19 protein-coding genes are annotated in these 17,737 nt (G+C 73.1%); 2 read left to right on the top strand and 17 right to left on the bottom strand.

Going from position 1 to position 17,737, the window contains the following annotated elements; genetic code table 11:
- Positions 1-49: 49 nt before the first annotated feature.
- The 5 genes from E1166_RS01545 to E1166_RS01525 all read right to left on the bottom strand — a co-directional run bounded on the left by E1166_RS01545 (position 50) and on the right by E1166_RS01525 (position 3,946).
- Positions 50-1,447, bottom strand: coding sequence for an endo-1,4-beta-xylanase (locus E1166_RS01545; RefSeq protein WP_243710074.1), 1,398 nt, complete (start codon positions 1,445-1,447; stop codon positions 50-52).
- 350 nt (positions 1,448-1,797) lie between these two features.
- Positions 1,798-2,139, bottom strand: coding sequence for a hypothetical protein (locus E1166_RS01540; RefSeq protein ID WP_132335077.1), 342 nt, complete (start codon positions 2,137-2,139; stop codon positions 1,798-1,800).
- Positions 2,140-2,470: 331 nt separating this feature from the next.
- Positions 2,471-2,887, bottom strand: coding sequence for a hypothetical protein (locus E1166_RS01535; RefSeq protein ID WP_132335075.1), 417 nt, complete (start codon positions 2,885-2,887; stop codon positions 2,471-2,473).
- Positions 2,888-3,023: 136 nt separating this feature from the next.
- Positions 3,024-3,383, bottom strand: coding sequence for a hypothetical protein (locus E1166_RS01530; RefSeq protein ID WP_165944202.1), 360 nt, complete (start codon positions 3,381-3,383; stop codon positions 3,024-3,026).
- An 80-nt stretch (positions 3,384-3,463) separates the two neighbouring features.
- Entirely contained in the window at positions 3,464-3,946 is a 483-nt protein-coding gene (locus tag E1166_RS01525; RefSeq protein WP_132335071.1) for a dethiobiotin synthetase, read from the bottom strand.
- Between the two features lie 167 nt (positions 3,947-4,113).
- On the opposite strand from E1166_RS01525, the gene E1166_RS01520 reads away from it, so the two are divergent.
- Both E1166_RS01520 and E1166_RS01515 read left to right on the top strand, forming a co-directional pair.
- On the top strand, positions 4,114-5,064 hold the full coding sequence (locus tag E1166_RS01520; RefSeq protein ID WP_132335069.1) for an exo-alpha-sialidase: 951 nt from the start codon (positions 4,114-4,116) through the stop codon (positions 5,062-5,064).
- Positions 5,065-5,112: 48 nt separating this feature from the next.
- Positions 5,113-5,793 (top strand): SGNH/GDSL hydrolase family protein, encoded by a 681-nt coding sequence (locus E1166_RS01515; RefSeq protein WP_132335067.1) that lies wholly within the window; start codon positions 5,113-5,115, stop codon positions 5,791-5,793.
- Between the two features lie 55 nt (positions 5,794-5,848).
- Here E1166_RS01515 and E1166_RS01510 read toward each other — a convergent pair whose 3' ends face one another.
- The 12 genes from E1166_RS01510 to E1166_RS01455 all read right to left on the bottom strand — a co-directional run bounded on the left by E1166_RS01510 (position 5,849) and on the right by E1166_RS01455 (position 17,729).
- On the bottom strand, positions 5,849-7,207 hold the full coding sequence (locus E1166_RS01510) for a hypothetical protein (protein ID WP_165944201.1): 1,359 nt from the start codon (positions 7,205-7,207) through the stop codon (positions 5,849-5,851).
- On the bottom strand, positions 7,204-8,169 hold the full coding sequence (locus E1166_RS01505) for a transketolase C-terminal domain-containing protein (RefSeq protein WP_132264822.1): 966 nt from the start codon (positions 8,167-8,169) through the stop codon (positions 7,204-7,206). Before E1166_RS01505 ends, E1166_RS01510 begins: the two co-directional genes overlap by 4 nt.
- On the bottom strand, positions 8,166-9,143 hold the full coding sequence (locus tag E1166_RS01500) for a thiamine pyrophosphate-dependent dehydrogenase E1 component subunit alpha (RefSeq protein WP_132335065.1): 978 nt from the start codon (positions 9,141-9,143) through the stop codon (positions 8,166-8,168). The genes E1166_RS01505 and E1166_RS01500 overlap by 4 nt, the downstream gene beginning before the upstream one ends.
- Positions 9,140-10,099 (bottom strand): phytanoyl-CoA dioxygenase family protein, encoded by a 960-nt coding sequence (locus tag E1166_RS01495; protein ID WP_132335063.1) that lies wholly within the window; start codon positions 10,097-10,099, stop codon positions 9,140-9,142. Before E1166_RS01495 ends, E1166_RS01500 begins: the two co-directional genes overlap by 4 nt.
- Positions 10,096-11,202: a 4-hydroxyphenylpyruvate dioxygenase gene (gene hppD, locus E1166_RS01490; RefSeq protein ID WP_132335061.1), complete on the bottom strand. Its 1,107-nt coding sequence runs from the start codon at positions 11,200-11,202 to the stop codon at positions 10,096-10,098. The genes E1166_RS01495 and hppD overlap by 4 nt, the downstream gene beginning before the upstream one ends.
- Entirely contained in the window at positions 11,184-12,446 is a 1,263-nt protein-coding gene (locus E1166_RS01485) for a beta-ketoacyl-[acyl-carrier-protein] synthase family protein (RefSeq protein WP_132335059.1), read from the bottom strand. Before E1166_RS01485 ends, hppD begins: the two co-directional genes overlap by 19 nt.
- Positions 12,443-14,059 carry a class I adenylate-forming enzyme family protein gene (locus E1166_RS01480; RefSeq protein WP_132335057.1) on the bottom strand — a complete coding sequence of 539 codons (1,617 nt, stop codon included), beginning with the start codon at positions 14,057-14,059 and terminating at the stop codon, positions 12,443-12,445. Before E1166_RS01480 ends, E1166_RS01485 begins: the two co-directional genes overlap by 4 nt.
- Positions 14,056-14,535 (bottom strand): beta-ketoacyl synthase chain length factor, encoded by a 480-nt coding sequence (locus E1166_RS01475; RefSeq protein WP_132264838.1) that lies wholly within the window; start codon positions 14,533-14,535, stop codon positions 14,056-14,058. Before E1166_RS01475 ends, E1166_RS01480 begins: the two co-directional genes overlap by 4 nt.
- Positions 14,536-14,609: 74 nt before the next feature.
- Positions 14,610-15,779: a beta-ketoacyl synthase N-terminal-like domain-containing protein gene (locus tag E1166_RS01470; RefSeq protein ID WP_132335055.1), complete on the bottom strand. Its 1,170-nt coding sequence runs from the start codon at positions 15,777-15,779 to the stop codon at positions 14,610-14,612.
- Complete coding sequence (locus E1166_RS01465; protein WP_132335053.1) at positions 15,772-16,017, bottom strand: acyl carrier protein; 246 nt, start codon at positions 16,015-16,017, stop codon at positions 15,772-15,774. The genes E1166_RS01470 and E1166_RS01465 overlap by 8 nt, the downstream gene beginning before the upstream one ends.
- Positions 16,017-16,283 (bottom strand): acyl carrier protein, encoded by a 267-nt coding sequence (locus E1166_RS01460; RefSeq protein WP_132264806.1) that lies wholly within the window; start codon positions 16,281-16,283, stop codon positions 16,017-16,019. The genes E1166_RS01465 and E1166_RS01460 overlap by 1 nt, the downstream gene beginning before the upstream one ends.
- A gap of 54 nt (positions 16,284-16,337) precedes the next feature.
- Positions 16,338-17,729, bottom strand: a complete 1,392-nt coding sequence (locus E1166_RS01455) for a class I adenylate-forming enzyme family protein (protein ID WP_132335051.1) — start codon at positions 17,727-17,729, stop codon at positions 16,338-16,340.
- Positions 17,730-17,737 lie beyond the last annotated feature (8 nt).

The following is a 17,737-nucleotide window of genomic DNA, read 5'->3' as shown; positions in this document are numbered from 1 at the left end:
TCGCCCTGTCCTGGACGGGCGTAAGCCGCCCGTCCAGGACAGGTGGTGCTCAGGAGGCGGTGCACACCGGGGTCAGGCCGGTGGCGGCCCCGGTGCCCTGGAAGCCGAACTCGGTGTACTGGCCGGCGTTCAGCGAGCCGTTGTAGCTGACGTTGCTGAACTGCACCGTGCCAGTGGTGCCGGTACGGTTGGCGCTCCAGGCGTTGGTCACCGTGGTCCCGGACGGCAGGGTGAGCTGGACGTTCCACCCGTTGATCGGCGAGGTGCCGGCGGTGACCCGCACGGTGGCGACGAAGCCACCGGTCCACGAGTTCAACGAGACCGTGGCCGAGCAGCCAGCAGTCGGCGGCGTCGTCGGCGGGTCGGACGTCACCGGCGGGGTCGTCGGCGGGGTCGCGCTACGGCCCTTGTTCAGCTCATCGAGGACCGCATGGTAGGCGGCCTTCTTCTGGTAGTTCCCGTTGCCGCCGCTGAACAGCAGACCCCGCTCCGAGGAGCGCCACGACTCGCTGTCGGAAATGCCCCAGACCGTGATGCCGGTGCACTTCGCGACGTTCAAGCAGGCCCGGACGACCTTGCGGTAGTTCTCCGCCTGGCCCGCGCCGATGTCGTTGTTGCTCAGGTCGTCGTCGATGTCCAACTCGGAGAGGTGCACCTCGACGCCGAGGTCGGCGAAGCGCTGGATGTTGGCCTGCAGGTCGTTGGTGATGATGCTGTTCGGGTTGTCGTTGAAGTGCGCCTGGAACCCGACGCAGTCGATGTACTGCCGGTAGGTGCGCACGATGTCGTACAGCGCATTGGCCTTGCGGTTCGGGGTACCGCCCCGGACCGTCAGGCCCTCGACGTCGTAGTCGTTGATGCAGAGCTTGGTGGTCAGCCCGCCGGCCTGCACGACCTGCTTGGCCCGGATGAACGAGTCCCGGATGACGTCGGTGTCGCCGGCGTCGAAGAAGTCACCGTCGCCGTTCGCGTCCCGGTTCATGCTGTGCGGCCACTGGTTCCGGCGCCGGCCGGTGTTGTTGTCCTCCAGCGCCTCGTTGACGACGTCCCAGTACGCGATCCTGCTGCCCCAGCGGTTGATGGCGTTGCCGATGAAGGTGTTCAGCGTCGCCTGGCTGGCACCCTGCAGCGCGCCGGCCTGCGAGTGCCACACCAACGTGTGACCCCGGACCAGCATGTTGTTGCTCCGGGCGTGGTTGACCAGGGTGTCCGCGCCGCCGGTGTTCTGCAGCCCACCGCTCGACGTGGCGATCCTGTCCGGCTTCATGTCGTTCTCGGGAGTCAGTTGGTTGAATTCCTGACCGACGATCGGGTGAAGCCGGTTGGGTGAGGCGGCGACGCCGAAGAACAGCCCGGCCTTGGCGGCCGCGGCCCGCAGCGTGGTCTCGGCTGCGGCGGCCGGGCCGGTGGACTGGACCGTCACAGCGCCGGCTACCAGCAACAACACCGCCGTCGGCAAAGCTACTCCAGCAACTTTCTTACGCTGTCTCAGGCTGCTGTTCACGGGCCCTCCTTGACACACGACGCCGACGATCGATGATCATGTATGGCTTTCAAAAGGAGAGTATCGATACCAGCTGGCCACACTGTCAACAACTTCCGGAAATGCTCCGGAAACCCCCAAGAGGTTGAGGGGCTGACGGAAGCATGTTTGTGCAGGTCGCAGACGGGTACGGCCAGACCATCAGACTTGGACAAGAGGGCGCGCCCGTCGCCGACGCCACAGGTACCGAAACATTTCGAAGCGTGGCTCCCGCGGAAGGCCGCCCGCGAGATGACCCGCCCATCCAGGTCGCGTCACACCAGCGCTCGAGAATAGACACCAAGACGCCGGCAGGCGGGATCGATCGTGGAGGGCCTACGGCCAGGCCGACCACGGCATGTCCGCTTCCGTCGATGAGCGGGCGTCCGGTGGCGGGCGTTGACTATGGCATGCTCTCGCCTCAGCTGCACACCCAGCTCGGTGACCACGCTCACCGCGAGGTCGCGCTTGTCCACCTCGTCGAAATACGCCGCGACATCACCGCTGTATCGGCCACGGACCACCTCCAGGCGCGGGCCGCAGGAACGCTCGAACCCGAAGCAGTCACACAAATACTCGCCCACGACGTCCCACGCCAGCGTGGCCAGGATCGGCACCAGTCGACGGTCTCGGCGATGCCCTCTACCAGCGGTAGCGTCTTCAAGAAACTTACGCACCTCCGCAGGACTTCGCGACGCCCCAACCGCGGGCGTCGAGCACGCAGACCTGCTCGTTGCTCAGGACGCCGGCGGCGTAGCCGGCCTCCGCCTGCCGACCTCGGCATGGCCCAACAACTCCACCAGGTGCTGTGAACTGCTGGTGTGTGGGAACCAGTGTCCCGTCAACGTCGAGGAACACCGCTCCACGCATCACGGCCGCAGGCTATCGGCATCCAGAGTCACCCAGCCGCCAGCACAGCAAACGTTCGCTTCTGCCGCGATCCGGGCGTCACCACGTGCGACGGACGCGCGGTTCGCTCTGCGCTCGTTGTGCCGAGTTCAAGATGTCGTCCGGACGATCCTCAGGTCCGGTGCCGATCCGCCGGCGCAGCCAGTCGAAGCCGGCGGCGGTGCGCGCCACGTGGCCAAACCGATGCGCGGCAGACCACCCTTTCATCACGACCGCCAACCTGTCCCGCACCACCCCCAGCATCATGATGATCTCGGCGGTTTGATCGAGATCTGCTGGCGTCACGCTCCCCGACAGAGATGAGGGCCACGTCGTACGCCGCCGGCTGACCTTGGCCGCCAACGCATTGTTCAGCGTGTTCACCGGCCAGAACAGCGCCAACACCACGGCCACGGTTACCGTGATGACCCATCCCGACGACAGGCCGACGAACTCTCCGGCGACGACGGCCACCACCCAGGCAGCTTGAACCTTCTCGTGTGCTACGACGCACGTGCACCCTCCATCGGGCTGAAGATCTGCCGCCCGACTACCTCGGCTGTGAGCGCACCGGGCAATCCTGCCACGGCAATCGCGAAGCGTGGGTCAGCGACTAGGCCCGCCCCAGATACGCCCTGCCCGCCTCGGTGACCCGGGCGACCAGCAGGCCGTCGCGGGCCGGCCCGGGCAGCCAGGTGCCGGCGACCCGCGTCTCGACGGTCAGCCGCTCACCGGCCACGCTCGCGCCGTCTACCCAGGCCGCCGGCCAGGTCCGGAACCGGCGCACCGTCAGCAGTCCGTCGGCGGCGAGGGCGGTGAGCGCCTCGGCGAGCGCCGGCACCGCCTCCTCGACGGCCGGTGGCGGCACCGCGTCGGCCAGCCAGGCAGCGGCGATCTCCGGCAACGGCGCGTCGCTTCCCGACTCGCGCAGCACAAAGGACGCCACGTGCGTCAGGCCGGTCCGCTCGCTCACCGGTCCAGTCTCCCCCGCAGCACCGGGTGCCGCCGCACCGCCCCACCGGTCACCACCGCGTCCGGGCCGGCCTTGGCCGATCAGGAGCCACCGTCGGTTGTCAGTGCGAGGCGTACCGCCTCCTCGGGGGTGTCCACGTGACACGGCCCGGCGACCGGAACACCGGAGTCGTCCACCACCCGCCAGCCGCCGAGCACCACCACCGGCACGTCGCCACGGCGCATCGCCAACGCCACCTCGCTGAGCGTGCCCCACGAGCCGCCGACCGCGATCACCGCGTCGGCGCTGCACACCAGCACCGCGTTGCGGGCCTGCCCCAGGTTCGTCAGCAGCGTCGCCGACGCCTGCGCGTACGGGCCGGCCCCGGTGCCGTCGTCGGGGCGTACCGCGATCACCAGGCCGCCGTGCGCACGGACCCCGGCGGCGACCGCGGCCATCACCCCGCCGCCGCCTCCGCAGAGCACCGTCGCACCCCGCGTCGCCAGCAGTTCGCCCACCCGGCGGGCCTGGGCCACCTGCGTCGGCGACGCGGACGCTGGGCCGCAGACCGCCACCTGGACCACCCGGACCTCACCTCCGCCGCCGAGGCTATCGCCGTCCCGACCCGGGCGGCATCCGGCCCGGTTCGGCTGCCGCCCACCGGAAGTTCGCCGACCGTACGCCTGCCGGTGGTGCCGCAGCCCGGGTGCGGCGCCTACCGTGGTCGGTCGACCAACCGGGAGGTGGCGTGATGACCGCGACGTCGACGAGCGGTACGACGGCCCGGGTGCGGGCGGTCCGGCGGATCGCCGACGCCGCGCCGCACAGTGCCTTCACCGATCTGGTCCGTCACCGCGACAGCTGGTGGTGCGCCTTTCGCGAGGGCGACGGTCACGTCTCCGACGACGGGGTGATCCGGGTGCTGACCTCGCCCGACGCCCGGACGTGGCGGCCGGCGGCCGTGCTGGCCCGGCCGTCGGGCGACCTGCGTGACCCGCGTTTCGTCGTCCGCCCGGACGGCCGGCTGCAACTGCTCGCCGCCGTGGCGTCCGGCCCGCCACCGAAGGCGGCACAGACGTTCCGGACGGTGAGCTGGCTCTCCGACGACGGGCAACGGTGGAGCGATTCCAGCCTCCTCGGCGAGCAGGACGTCTGGGTGTGGCAGGCGGTCTGGCACCGGGACGCCATGTACGGCGTCGGGTACGCCACCCGGGAGCCGCGCTTCGTCCGGCTCTACCGCAGCGGGGACGGACTGGACCTGCAGCCCTGGGTGCCGACGCTGTTCGCCGACGGATACCCCAACGAGTCGGGTCTCGCCTTCGCGCCGGACGGCACCGCGTACTGCCTGCTGCGGCGCGACCGGGACAGCGCCACCGCCCAACTGGGGCTCGCCCACCCGCCGTACCGGCACTGGGAGTGGACCGACCTGGGCGTCCGGGTGGGTGGGCCGGCGCTGCGCCGGCTGCCGGACGGCCGGCTGATCGCCGGGGTGCGCCGGCACGACGGCCCGGTCCGCACCGCGATCTGCCTGCTCGACCCGGAACGGGGCGAGCTGTCCGAACTGGTGGCGCTGCCCTCCGGCGGGGACACCAGCTACCCCGGCCTGGTCTGGCACGGCGGGCTCCTGTGGGTCAGCTACTACTCCTCCCACGAGGGCCGCGCCTGCGTCTACCTGGCCGAGGTGGAGCTGGACCCGGCCTGACCGGTCGGCGGCTGGCCGAGGTCGCCACCGGTTCGCTACCGTGCCGGCATGCCATCGACGCTGACCGAAGCGACGGATCCGTTCTGCCTTCGTCCCGGGGAGAGCGCCACGCTGTTGCGGGGGCATCCGTGGCGCCGGTTCGTGGTGCTGGGCGACAGCGTCGCGGAGGGGTTGTGCGAGCCGGTCGCCGGGTACCCCGAGGTGCAGTGGGCCGACCGGATCGCCACCGAGCTGCGCGTGGCGGCGCCCGGGCTGGCGTACCTGAACCTGGGCCGGCGCGGGTTGCGGGCGCACGAGGTCCGCGCGGCGCAACTGGAGACGGCGCTCGCCTTCGCCCCCGATCTGGCCCTGGTGGTGTGCGGCGGCAACGACGCGTTCCGCGCGTCGTACGACCCGGACGCCGTCGACGCCGAGATGACCGCGATGGTCGGCGCGTTGCGTGATGCCGGAGCCGACGTGATCACCGTCGGCATGTTCGACGTGTCGCACAGTCCGGCCGTGCCGGCGGCGCTGCGGGCCGGGCTGGGTGAGCGGATGCGCCTGCTGTCGGCCCGCACCGGCCGGCTCGCCGGGCGGCTGGGCGCGCTGCACGTGCACCTGACCGACCACCCGGCCGTCGCCGACCCGTCGCTCTACAGCAGCGACGGCCGGCACGGCAGCGCGCGCAGCGACGCCATCGCGGCGGCGGAGACGGTCCGCCGCCTCGGCGCCCACCTGGCCGCCCGCTAGCGGGCGAACCACCGACAGACAGGCCACCCGGCCGAGTCCCCCCGATTACGCCTGGTCAGTCGGTGAGCAGGAGGCCGGAGAGGAGGACGCCGTGGGCCAGGTTGAGCACCTCGTCGCAGCCGGGGTAGCCGACCCGGGCCAGGCCGCCGGACCCGGTCCGGCCGAACAGGTACGGGGCGATGCTGTACGGCACGTCGGCGGTGACCACCTCACCGGTCTCGATCTGCACGAAGTCCATCGCCACCCGGTCGGCCGGCATGTACTCCTGCAGGATGTTGCCGCCCCGCGCGATCGCGGCGCGCACCCCCTCGGCCCAGGCCTGGGCGCTCACCTCCCGGCCGATCAGCACCCCGTGCCCGGCGGAGCCGTTGGCCGGCTTGGTGACCAGGTCCGCCTGGTCGGCCAGCGCCCGGTCCAGTTCCGCCGCGGTGAGCGCCACGGTGTGCGGCACGTACCGGCGGACCAGGGCCTGGTCGTCGGCGGGGAGCCGGTCGAGGTCCTCGTACAACCAGGCAAAGTTGTGCTTGTTGCCGAGCAACCACGCGGCGGCGCTGACGAACATCGGCAGGGTGCCGGCGGCGAGCGCCCCGGCCACCGCGTCCAGCCCGGCACTCGGGGTGACCCGGTTCGGCACGAAGAGGCGGAACAGGGCGTCCACCGGGGCACCGTCCACCACCAGTCGCCGCCCGGCGTCCAGGGTGGCCGTCGCGACCGGGGCGATCACCAGATCGATGCCGAAGCGCCGGGCCTGGTCGGCCAGGGGCGACAGGATCCGGATGAACGTCTCCGGGTCGTCCAGGCCCGGGTAGTCGCCGTCGAAGTCCATCAGCAGCGCCACCCGGGCCCCGTCGGCCAGGCCCAACTCGTCGCGGATCGCCACGAATCGTTGATCAAGCAGGGACGGGGCGGGCCGGGCCGGCACCCCGTCGAGCAGACCCCGTTCGGCGTACAGCGCGCCGTAGCGCTGGATGACGGTGTCCGTGTCGAACCCGCCGCCGAGGCTGCTGTCGATGTTGTACTCGACGATCCGCGGCTGCCCGCCGGAGATCAGCACGTCCGGCCGGTACGCGGCCAGCAGCGCCTCGGACAGCGGCTCGTCCTCGTCGAGCAGCTGGGTCTCCCCCCGCGGCACGCCGAGCAGCTCGCGCAACTGCCCCGCGGTACGCGCCCGCCGCCGGCAGGCGTCCAGGATGAGCTGGGCGATCCGGTCGCAGACCTCGTTCAGCTCACGGAACCCGTCGGCGGTCAGCACCGGAGGCCGGGCCAGCCGCCACTGCTTGTTGTAGGTCGCCCGGCCGTGGAAGATCCGCTCCCACTCCTGCGCGCCGGCGGCGACCATCTGCCGCCGGGTGGGCTCCGGCAGGTCACGCCACGCCTGGCCGGCTTCCGGCCACCGATAGTTCACGTCGATCATGTCGGGTCCTTCGCTACGTGGTGGATGGCGGCGGTGAGCGCCTCCCGGCCGGGCTGCACGGCCCGGTCCAGTCCGGGGGCGAAGGGCAGTACCGCCCCGTCGGGGCGGGTGACCCGGCGTGGCGGTACGGCCAGCCGCACCCGCTCCACCACGCTGGTGATGATCTCGGCGGCGATCCCGCAGGACCGGTTCGCGTCGTCGCACACCACGAGCCGGCCGGTGCGGGTCACCGAGGCGAGCAGCCCGTCCAGGTCGAACGGGTAGACGGTGCGCGGGTCGAAGACCTCGACCGACACCTGGCCGGCGAGTTCGTCGGCGACGGCGAGCGCGTCGTGCACCAGATGGCCGACGGCGACCACGGTGACGTCGTCGCCGGCCCGCCGTACCACCCCCCGGCCGAACGGCACCGGGGCGAGGCGCTCGACGTCCTCCCGGACGTCGAGCGCGCCGGCCGGCGCGAAGACCACCACCGGGTCGTCGTGGCGGATCGCCGACACCAGCAGCCCGTACGCGTCGGCCGGGGTGGCCGGCACGGCGGTGACGATGCCGACGTGGGCGAAGAGCGGATACGGGTGGTCGGAGTGCTGGCCCGCCCAGCCGGTACGGGAACCGGAGCCGGGCACCAGGTAGGTGACCGGGACCGCGCACTGGCCACCGGTCATCAACGGGAACTTGTGCGCGTGGTTGACGATCTGCTCGAAGACCAGGAAGAGCAGCGACGGGATCTGGAACTCCACCACCGGCCGCATCCCGGCCAGCGCCGCCCCGGTGGCGAAGCTGGTGAACGCCTGCTCCGACAGCGGGGTGTCGCGTACCCGCTCCGGCCCGAACCGCCGGCACAGACCAGAAGTGATCATGGAAGCGCCCACCCGGACGTCCTCGCCGAGCAGGAACACCGACTCGTCGCGGGCCAGTTCGTCGGCGAGCGCCCGGGTCAGCGCCCGCCGGTACGACAGCCTCATCCCTGCCCCCCTCCGGCCCGGGCGGTCAGCCCGCTGGCGTACAGGTGGTCCAACGCCCCGGCCGGGTCGGGTTCGGGGCCGGCCAGGGCGAACGCGACGGCCGCGTCCACGGTGGCCTCCACCTCCGCGTCGACCTGCGCCCGCCGGTGCGGGGCGAGCCGGTCGCCCTGAATGTCCACCGGATCCCGTGCCCGGCCGGCGGCCACCTCCTCCGGCGGGCGGTAGTCGAGGCGTACCACGTGTTCGAAGGTGTGGTGCGCGTCGAACCGGTAGGTCTGCGCCTCGACCAGCTCCGGCCCGCCACCGGCGCGTATCCGGGCCACGGCGGCGGCGGCGACCGCGTGTACCGCCTCCGGGTCCTGCCCGTCGACGACGGTCGCCGGCATGTCGAACGCCGCCGCGCGGCCGGTGATGGTGCCGGCCACCGCGCCGGCCACCGGCATGGTGGTGGCGTAGCCGTTGTTCTCGCAGACGAACAGCACCGGCACCCGCCAGAGCGCGGCCAGGTTGAACGCCTCCAGCAGCATCCCCTCGTTGACCGCCCCGTCGCCGAAGAACGTCGCCCCCACCACGTCGTCGCCGCGCCGCCGGTGCGCCCACACCGCCCCGGTGAGGATCGCACCGGCCGCGCCGACGATCGCGTTGGCGCCGAGCACGCCGACGGAGAGGTCCGCGGCGTGCATCGACCCGCCCCGGCCCCGGTTCAGCCCGGTCTCCCGGCCGCACAGCTCGGCCATCGTCCGGGCCGGGTCGGCGCCCTTGGCCAGCACGTGGCCGTGCCCGCGGTGGGTGCCGGTGACCAGGTCCGTCGGGCGCAGCGCGGCGCACACTCCGGCGGCGATCCCCTCCTGACCGAGGTACGGGTGGATGCCGCCGACGATCTGCCCGGCCCGGACCAGGTCGATGGCCCGCTGCTCGAAGCGGCGGATGAGCCGTACCGTGCGGTACAGCCCGACCGGGTCGGCGCCGGTCACCGGTCGCGGCCCTCCGGTACGGCGGCGGGGGCGTCCGGCCCGACCCGGCCGCGCCAGATGACCGGGCAGTAGTCGGGGTCGGCGTAGTCCGGCCGCCCGTCGGCGGTGCGGCGGACCAGCACGTCGTGGTTGTACGCGGCGAGGGTGCCGTCCGACAGTGGGAACTCACGCCAGGCGTTCGAGCCGTCCTGCAGGTGCAGGGAGACGGCCCGGCGGGGACGGCCACTGACGTTGGGGCCACTGCCGTGATAGGTGCGGCAGTGGTGGAAACTCATGTGTCCCTTCGGGATCACCATCGGAATCTTGCGGATCGTCGCGCCGTTGTGGGCCGCGTTGCGGGCCAGCATCTCCTCCAACTGGTCGCGGTCCCGCTCGGCGAAGTGCCGCACCACGGTGTCGTCCGCGCCGATCTCGGACCAGCGGTGCGAGCCGTCCACCATGGTGATGGTGCCCATCTCCTCGCCGCAGTCGTGGAAGGGGATGAACGCGGTGAGCATGTTCTCCGACGACGAGGACGCCCAGTAGTGCTTGTCGAAGTGCCACGGCACGATGTTGGACGGCTCACCGGAGATCGGCGGCTTGTAGATCAGCGTGGACTGGAAGACCCGGATCTCGTCGGTGGCGGCCAGCCGCGCGGCGACCGCCCCGATCAGGGGTTTACGCAGGATCGCGGCGATGCCGTCGTGCTCGTGGTGGACGTAGTCGTTGTGCCGCTGCACGGGGCCCCTGGACGGCTCCCAGTAGGCGAGCTTGGGCGGGCGCACCGGCAGGGTGCGGTCCCGCTCGCCGGCGTAGTACCGGTCGGTCGCGGCGGCCAGCGCGTCCACCTCGGCGTCGGTGAGCAGCTTCTTCGACAGGTACCAGCCGTGTTCGGCGTAGTGGCGCACGTCGGCCTCGGTGGGCAGCAGCGCCTCCTCCTCGGCGGTGAGCGTCGGCTGGAACTCGGTGGTGGTCATACCGGCATCCCTCCTGCCCGGCCGGCCACGACGACGGGGTCCTCCCCCGCCGTGGCCAGCTCCCGTTCCTTGGCCTCGTACAGGGCCTGGATGTTTCCGCTGCCGAAGGTGCGCGCCCCGCGTCGCTCGATGACCTCCCAGAACAGGGTCCGGCGCGGGTGCGTGGACTCGGTGAAGATCTGCAGCAGGTGGCCGCCGTGGTCCCGGTCGACCAGGATGCCGAGCTCACGCAGCCGGTCCAGCGGTGCGTCGAACGCGCCGACCCGCCGCGGCAGGTCGTCGTAGTAGGCGGCCGGGGTGCCGGCGAAGCGGACCCCGCGAGCGGTCAGCGCGCCGACGGCGGCGACGATGTCGTCGGTGCGCAGCGCGAGGTGCTGCACCCCGGCCCCGTGGTGCGCGGCGAGGAACGCGTCGAGCTGGCCGGGCCGCGCGCCGGTGTCCGGTTCCAGCAGCACCAGGGTGACCCGGGCGCTGGCGTCCCGCACCACGGTGGAGTTCATCGCCTGGCCGGCGACCTCGACGCGCTCGGCGAAGACCGGCCGGAACCCGAAGACGTGCTCGTAGCGGGCGACGGTGGCGTCGAGCGCGCCGGGTGGCAGGCACACCGCCAGGTGGTCCACCTCGGCGAGCAGCTGCCCGTCGGCGGCGGCCGGGACCGGTTCGACGACGCCGGGCAGGAAGTCGGCCCGGTCGCCGCGTCGCTCGACGAGGCGGTGCCGCACGTCGCCCACGCCACCGACCTCGGCGGTCACCACCTCGGCGTCCGTGCCGGTGAAGGTGCGCGGCGGGGTCACCGGCGTCGCGCCGCGGGCCACCAGTTCCGCGTACGCCCCGGCGGCGTCGGCCACCTCCAGCGCGAGGACCGCGACACCGTCGCCGTGCCGACGGACGTACCCGGTGGCGGGATGCTCCGCCGTCAGCCCGGTGCTAAGCAGCAGCCGGATGTCGCCCTGGGTCAGCAGCCGGCACCGCTGCCCGGCGAGCCCCGTCTCCGGTCCCCCGTGTCCCCGCGACCGGAAGCCGAAACCGCGCTCCATGAGGCGGGCGGCCGGCTGAAGGTCGCCCACGTGCAGTTCGATGTGATCTATTCCCCGGATGTCCATCTGTCCCGTCCCTTTCCCCCGGTGGTCCGCCGCAGCAGCAGGCTGACGTTCTGACCGCCGAAGCCGAATGAGTTGGTCAGTGCGAAGTCGGTTCCGGTGGCCCGCGCCCGTCCCCGGACGTGATCGGCCGGGCAGGCCGGATCCGGGTCGTCGAGGTGGTACGTGGGCGGTAGCAGCCCGGCGCCCAGCGCCAGCGCGCAGGCCGCCGCCTCCACCACCCCGGACGCGCCGAGCAGGTGCCCGGTGAGCGCCTTGGTGGAGCTGACCGGCACCCCACCGTCGCCGAAGACCCGGGCCAGCGCAGTCGTCTCCGCGACGTCACCAAGTCGGGTGCCGGTGCCGTGGGCGTTGACGTAGCCGACGTCGCCCGACGTCACGTTCCCGGTGGCCAGCGCCCGGCGCATGCACTCGGCCGCACCCGCCCCGTCGGGCCGGGGGGCGGTCGGGTGGTACGCGTCGGTCGTCGTCCCGTACCCGACGATCTCGGCGTACCCGGTGGCACCGCGCGCGGCGGCGTGCTCGGCCCGTTCGAGAACCAGCAGCGCCGCCCCCTCGGCCAGCACGAAACCGTTGCGACGCCGGTCGAACGGCCGGCTCGCCTCGGTCGGGTCGGCCCAGCCCCGGGCCAGGGCGCGGGCGTTGCCGAAGGTGTCGGCGAAGGTGGGGAACAGCGGCGCCTCGCTGGCCCCGCAGAGCACCACGTCGGCCTCCCCGGCCCGGATCAGCCGAACCGCGTCGGCGACCGCCTGCGCCCCCGAGGCGCAGGCGGTGCCGACCGAGGAGCTGTAGCCGCGGATGCCGTGGGTGATGGCAATCCGCGCCGCCGGCATGTTCGGCAGGATCCCGGTCAGCAGGTACGGGCTGACCGCGGCGCGGCCCCGGGCGGCCCGCGCCACCACCTGTGCCTCCAGGGTGGACAACCCGCCCACCCCGCCGACGATCACACCGGCGCGCTCCGGGTCGACGTCCCGGCCGACCTCGATCCCGGCGTCGGCGAGCGCGTCGGCGGCGGCGAGCAGCGCCAGCACCACGATCCGGTCCAGCACCCTGGTCTCCGGTCCGGTGGCGACAGTACGCGGGTCGATCTCCGGCAGCAGGCCGGCGACCTCCAGCGACTCCCGGGCCGGGTGTCCCTCGGGCGGTCGGGTCAGCCCCGACGTGCCGCTGGTGAGCGCGTCGAAGGTGGCCGCCGCGCCCCGGCCGACGGGGCTGAGCAGCCCCATCCCGGTGATGACGGCGGTCATGACGGCGACTCGGTCAGGTAGCGCTCGCGCAGCGCCACCTTGCGGACCTTGCCGGTGACGGTGACCGGGATGTCGTCGGCGCGGACCGGCACCACCCGGCGCAGGGTCGCCCCGACGTCGTCGCCGAGCGCCACCCGCACCGCCTCGGCGCGGTCGGTGTCCGGGTCGGCGCCGGCGGCCAGTTCCAGCAGCACGTCGGTGACGACCCCGTCGCCGTCGGCGACCATCACCACCGTGCAGTCGGTGACGTCGGGGCAGGCGGCGAGGACCCGCTCCTCCGACAGGGCCGTGTAGAACCGCTTTCCGTTTCCCGCGTCGACCGCGTCGACGGCCCGGTCCAGGTGGTAGTAGCGGCCCTCGTCGTCGGCGTACACCAGGTCGCCGGTGAGGTACCAGCCGCGCAGCCGGGACCGGTGGGTGGTGACCGAGTCGTTCCAGTAGCCGCGAAACAGCGACGGCGAGTCGATGCCGAGCCACCCGACCTGCCCGGGTGGCAGTTCGGTGCCGTCGGGGTCGAGCACCGCCACCCTGGTGAACCGGTACGGGCGGCCCACACAGCGGCCGTACCGGCTCGTCGCGGTGGTGTGCGTGATGTGGAACATCGAGTGTCCCATCTCGCTGGAGCCGAGGCCGTCGATGAAGACCGAACCCCGCACCCGGGTCACCCCGTCGCGGGTCATCACGTCCCGGGAGCCGACCGCCACCAGGCGGCGTACGTGCGGCTCGTGCGTGGCGTCACCGGTGTTGAACCACAACCGCACCGAGTCGAGGTCGTACCCGGTCAGGTCGAAGCGGGCCAGTTCCGCCCAGGTGACGGAGAAGCCGAACACGCCGTCCGGACGCCAGCGCTGGATGGCGTCGAGCACCCGCTGTCCGCCCTGCTCGGACACCAGCAGCATCTCCGCCTGGTTGCCCAACGCCTGGTTGACCATGAGCACGGTGGCGGTGTGCGGGGCGGGCAGCGCGTTGAGGATCCGTCGGGTGCCCTGTGCCTGGGGCATGGCCAGCAGGTGCCGGGTGGCGGCGAAGAGGCTGGCGTGCGAGTGCAGCACGGCTTTCGGCACGCCGGTCGTCCCGGAGGTGTGGGTGATGACGACCGGGTCCTCGTCGTGGTGGCGGTAGTGGGCCGGGGCGGTCGTCGGGTCACCCGTACCGGCCTCGGCCGGCTGGCCGAGCAGCAGGGCACCCGGGTCGTGACCGGCGAGCGCCTCGGCGTGCTCGGCGTCGGCGAGCACCCCGACGGCCCGCAGTCGACGCAGGTACTCGGCGGCGATCTCCGGACGCAGCCTGCCGTTCATCAGCGCGGGGATCGCGCCGAGCCGGGCCAGTGCCAGGAAGCTGAGCACCGTGTCGGCGGCGCTGGTCGCCCACACCGCCACCGGATCACGCGGTCCGATCCCGCGCTCGTGCAGCCAGGCGGACCGGGCGGCGACCCGCTCGTCGAGCTGCCCCAGGGTCAGCGGCTGTCCGGCCGGGTACCCGTCGACCGCGGTGTCGAAGGTCAACCCCGGTCCGTCCGGGTCGGCCCCGTGCGCCAGCACCCGGGCGAGCACGTTACCGGCGCCGATCGCGGTGTCGGCGGCCAGTGCTCCGCGCAGTCCCCTCGTCCTCATGGGCTCGTTCCTTCCCCCAGCAGCACCGCGACCGCCCCGGTGGGGGCGCCGTCGGGCGCGTGTTCGACAAGGACCAGCAACGCCACGTCGGCGTCGCCGTCGTGCAGCAGCAGTTCCGCCTCGGCGACGGCGTCGGCCCGCGGGTTCCCCGTCGGGCTCAGGCACACCACCGGGCCGTCCAGGCCCCAGCGCGCCGCGACGTGCCCGGCGACGCTGTTGGGCACCGACTGGAAGAAGAACAGCGGTCCGATCCGGCCACCGGCGGCGACCGTGGCCCGGACGTGGTCGGCGCTGGGCCGGTCCCCGGCCGCACTGACCAACACGACCGCACACCGGCTGCCGGCCGGTGGGGTCCGCCGGCGCAGGCAGCGCCCGGCCACCGCGGCCACCAGGGGCGCGAACGACGAGTGCACGAAGCCCGGCAACGGGGGCGGCGACCCGTCGCCGGGCTCCGGCCAGCGCGCCTCGGCCAGCACCCGCGACGTCCGCACCCCACCCGGGCCGCCCGGTCCGCCTGGCACGGTCCCGAGCGCCCGGTCAGCGGCCCCGGTCACGGCGCGCCCACCAGCAGGGCGGTGTTCGCGCCACCGAACGCCGCGTTGAGGCTCAGCGCGTACCGGCCGACCGCCGGTCGTGGGGCGTCGGTGACCACGTCCAGCGGGCAGGTCTCGTCGGGTCCGAGCCAACCGGCGTTGACCGGCAACGTCCCGTGCCGTAACGCCTGCACGGTCACCACCAGTTCGAGCAGACCGGATGCCTCCAGCGCGTGCCCGTGCACCGACTTGGTGGAGCTGACCGGCACCCGGCCGGCGTGCTCGCCGAGGGCCAGCCGCAGCGCGGCGGCCTCGGCGGCGTCACCGAACCCGGTGCCGGTGGCGTTGGCGTTGACGTAGCCGACCGCCGCCGGCTCCAGGCCCGCGCGCCGCAGCGCCGCGCCGACCGCCCGGGCCAGCCCGCGACCGGTCGGGTCGGGCTGGCACGGGTGGTACGCGTCGCCGGCCCGGCCCCAGCCGTGCAGGGCCGCCACCGGTGACGCGCCCCGACGTCGGGCCGCCCCGGCGGACTCCAGCACCACCGCCGCCACCCCGTCGCCGAGCAGCAGCCCCCGCCGGCCGGCGCTGAACGGGCGGACCGCCCCGTCGTCGGCGAGCGCCCGGCCGGCGTCGAAGAGCGCGAACTGGTCCGGCTCGACCAGGTAACCGGCGGCGACCACGACCCGTTCCCGGTCACCTCGGCGGATCAGGGCGGCGGCGTCGGCCACCGCGGTGCTGGCCGAAACGCAGGCGGTGGTGTAGACGCGGGTGGGGCCGCCGAGCCCGCACCGTCGGGCCAGGTGCCCGGCGAGCGCCGGCAGCGGCCCTCGTTCGTCGCGCCCCGCCTCGGGTGCGACAGCTATCGGCCGGTCGGCGCGGAACGGGCCGGGCAGCGTACCGGGGCCACCGTGGGTGGCCAGGAAGAACGCCGACCCGGTCCGGTGCGCGGCGGTCAGTGCGGCCGCCGCGCAGGCGGCCGTCACGGCTTCGGTCAGCTCGTCGGGGAGGGTGTCGACGTCGGGCAGGGTCGCGGCCACGCCCACCCGGCGGACGGTGGTGTCGAATCGGCGTACCGGCCGGAACGCCGGGGCGGCGCGGAGCACCCCGTCGAGTTGCGCGTCGACGCCCCGGCCCAGGGCGCTGACGGCGTACGTTCCGGTGATCGGTACGGGTTCCCGCTCATCCATCCGTGGCGCTGGTCAGCGAGGTGCGGAACACCGCCAGGGCGTCATCGACGGTGCGGATCGCGGCCAGCTGGTCGTCGGTGAGATCCAACCGCCGCTGGTAGCGCTGCTCGACGAGGTGCACGAGCCAGGCCAGTTCCATCGAGCCGACCCGGTGCGACACCTGGTCGACGGGTTTGGCGGTCATGTCGGCGAGCATGCCGAGCAGGTCGGCTCGCGCCAGGTCGGGTTGACCCGACATCAGCGGTTGTCGGCGGTCGCCCCGGCGACCCGCTCGGCGATCATGGTGGTGAACTCGCCGACCGTCATCAGGGCCAGCCGCTCCGACTCGTCGTCGGCGAACGTCAGGCCGTACCGGTCCTCGACCCGGACGGCCAGGTCAGCCAGGGCGAGGGACTCCAGGTCGACGCCGGCGGGGCCGAGGGTGGTGTCGTCGTCGATTCCGTCGACGTCGTAGTTCATGTCCTCGAGTTGCTGGATGACGAAGGTGCGGACCTCGTCGCGCATGGGTTCAACCTCTCCTCGTGGGCGAGCTGACGGCGGTGGACCGGCTGCCGCGCGTCACGGCGCGGTCAGCCGAAGCGCGGGGACGGAGCGGACCAGCTTGCCGGTGGTGGTCCGGGGCAGCTGGTCGACCAGGTGCAGGGTGCGGGGACGCTTGTAGCCGGCGAGCCGTTCGGCGAGGAGCCCGTCCAGCGTTTCCTCGGTCAGCGGCCCGTCGGGTTGCACGTAGGCGGTGATGCCGTCGTCGTAGACCACGACCGCGGCGGCCACCCCGGGCAACCCGGTGAGGGTGCTCTCGACCTCGCTGAGGTCCACCTTCATCCCGCCGACGGAGACCTGGGAGTCGAGGCGCCCCTTGACGGTGACCAGGCCGCTCGCCGGGTCGACGGTGCCGGCGTCGCGGGTGTGCAGCCAGCCGTCGGCCCACCGGGTGGGGTCGCTGAGCCCGACGTACGGCGAGGCCGGGCAGCTCACCTGGAGTTCGCCGTCAACCTCGCGCACCTCGATGCCGGGGGCAGGCATGATCGAGGGACGGTGCTCGCCGTGCAGGTCGGTGCCGATGACCCCGACCTCGGTCATGCCGTACATGTTGCCCAGCGGGACGCCGAACCGGTCGGCGAACGCCTGGGCGGTCGCGGCCGGCACCAGCTCCCCGCCGGTGGTCATCCGCCTGAACTGCGGCAGCGGACCGTCGGGGCGGGTGGAGGCGAGCAGGCCGATGTGGAACGGCACGCCGAGCACGGTCGCCGGGGTGTCCTGGGCCCGCACGGCCGCCAGGATCGCGTCGCCGGAGAGACGGGTCGGCGGGACCAACTCGACGCCGGCGTGCAGCCCGTAGAGCAGCCCACCGACCAGGCCGAGCACGTGCACCATGGACGGCAGCAGGACGATCCGCTCGCCGGGCAACGCCACCCCGTCGATGCGGGTGTAGCGGCGTACCTCGGCGACCAGGTCGTCGGCGGTGCGACCGATCACCTTGGACGGACCGGTGGAGCCGGAGCTGAGCTGGATGACCGCGTGCCCGCTGGTGGCCGGCCGATCGGCGTACCGGTGCACCGTCTCGGTCACGTCGACGAAGACGCGCAGCGCGCCGCCGGCGACGTGGCTTGGGGCGACGACCACCTGTGGGGTGAGCCGGGCCAGCGCCCGGTCGACCTCGTGGTCGGTGAGCCGGTGGTCGAGCAGGACGGCCTGTGCGCCGCTACGCCAGGTGGCCAGCAGGTTCACCACGTACGCCAGCGACGGGGGCAGGCGCAGCGCGGCGGCACCGCCGGGACGCAGCCCGGCGGCGGCGAGCCGGGTCTGTGCCTCGGCCACCAGACGGCGCAGGGTGCCCCGGTCGACCGGCTCCGGCAGACGGAGACAAACATCGGCCGAACCGCCGCCCAGCAACATGTCGTCGACCCATTCCGGGTCGTGTGTCGCAGGTTCTCCGGTCGGACGCTCCATGGTCACCA

Origin of the sequence: Micromonospora sp. KC213, from assembly GCF_004348325.1 — a bacterium.
In the GTDB taxonomy this organism is placed as follows: Bacteria; Actinomycetota; Actinomycetes; order Mycobacteriales; family Micromonosporaceae; genus Micromonospora.
This window is presented reverse-complemented; position numbering and strand designations above follow the sequence as displayed.

Coding starts and splice junctions, on each gene's coding strand:
- hppD (WP_132335061.1), bottom strand. CDS start 11,202: ATGGACATCCGGGGAATAGATCACATCGAACTGCACGTGGGCGACCTT.
- E1166_RS01465 (WP_132335053.1), bottom strand. CDS start 16,017: ATGTCGGGTCAACCCGACCTGGCGCGAGCCGACCTGCTCGGCATGCTC.
- E1166_RS01470 (WP_132335055.1), bottom strand. CDS start 15,779: ATGGATGAGCGGGAACCCGTACCGATCACCGGAACGTACGCCGTCAGC.
- E1166_RS01505 (WP_132264822.1), bottom strand. CDS start 8,169: ATGAGGCTGTCGTACCGGCGGGCGCTGACCCGGGCGCTCGCCGACGAA.
- E1166_RS01495 (WP_132335063.1), bottom strand. CDS start 10,099: ATGACCACCACCGAGTTCCAGCCGACGCTCACCGCCGAGGAGGAGGCG.
- E1166_RS01510 (WP_165944201.1), bottom strand. CDS start 7,207: ATGATCGACGTGAACTATCGGTGGCCGGAAGCCGGCCAGGCGTGGCGT.
- E1166_RS01515 (WP_132335067.1), top strand. CDS start 5,113: ATGCCATCGACGCTGACCGAAGCGACGGATCCGTTCTGCCTTCGTCCC.
- E1166_RS01455 (WP_132335051.1), bottom strand. CDS start 17,729: ATGGAGCGTCCGACCGGAGAACCTGCGACACACGACCCGGAATGGGTC.
- E1166_RS01460 (WP_132264806.1), bottom strand. CDS start 16,283: ATGCGCGACGAGGTCCGCACCTTCGTCATCCAGCAACTCGAGGACATG.
- E1166_RS01520 (WP_132335069.1), top strand. CDS start 4,114: ATGACCGCGACGTCGACGAGCGGTACGACGGCCCGGGTGCGGGCGGTC.
- E1166_RS01485 (WP_132335059.1), bottom strand. CDS start 12,446: ATGACCGCCGTCATCACCGGGATGGGGCTGCTCAGCCCCGTCGGCCGG.
- E1166_RS01480 (WP_132335057.1), bottom strand. CDS start 14,059: ATGAGGACGAGGGGACTGCGCGGAGCACTGGCCGCCGACACCGCGATC.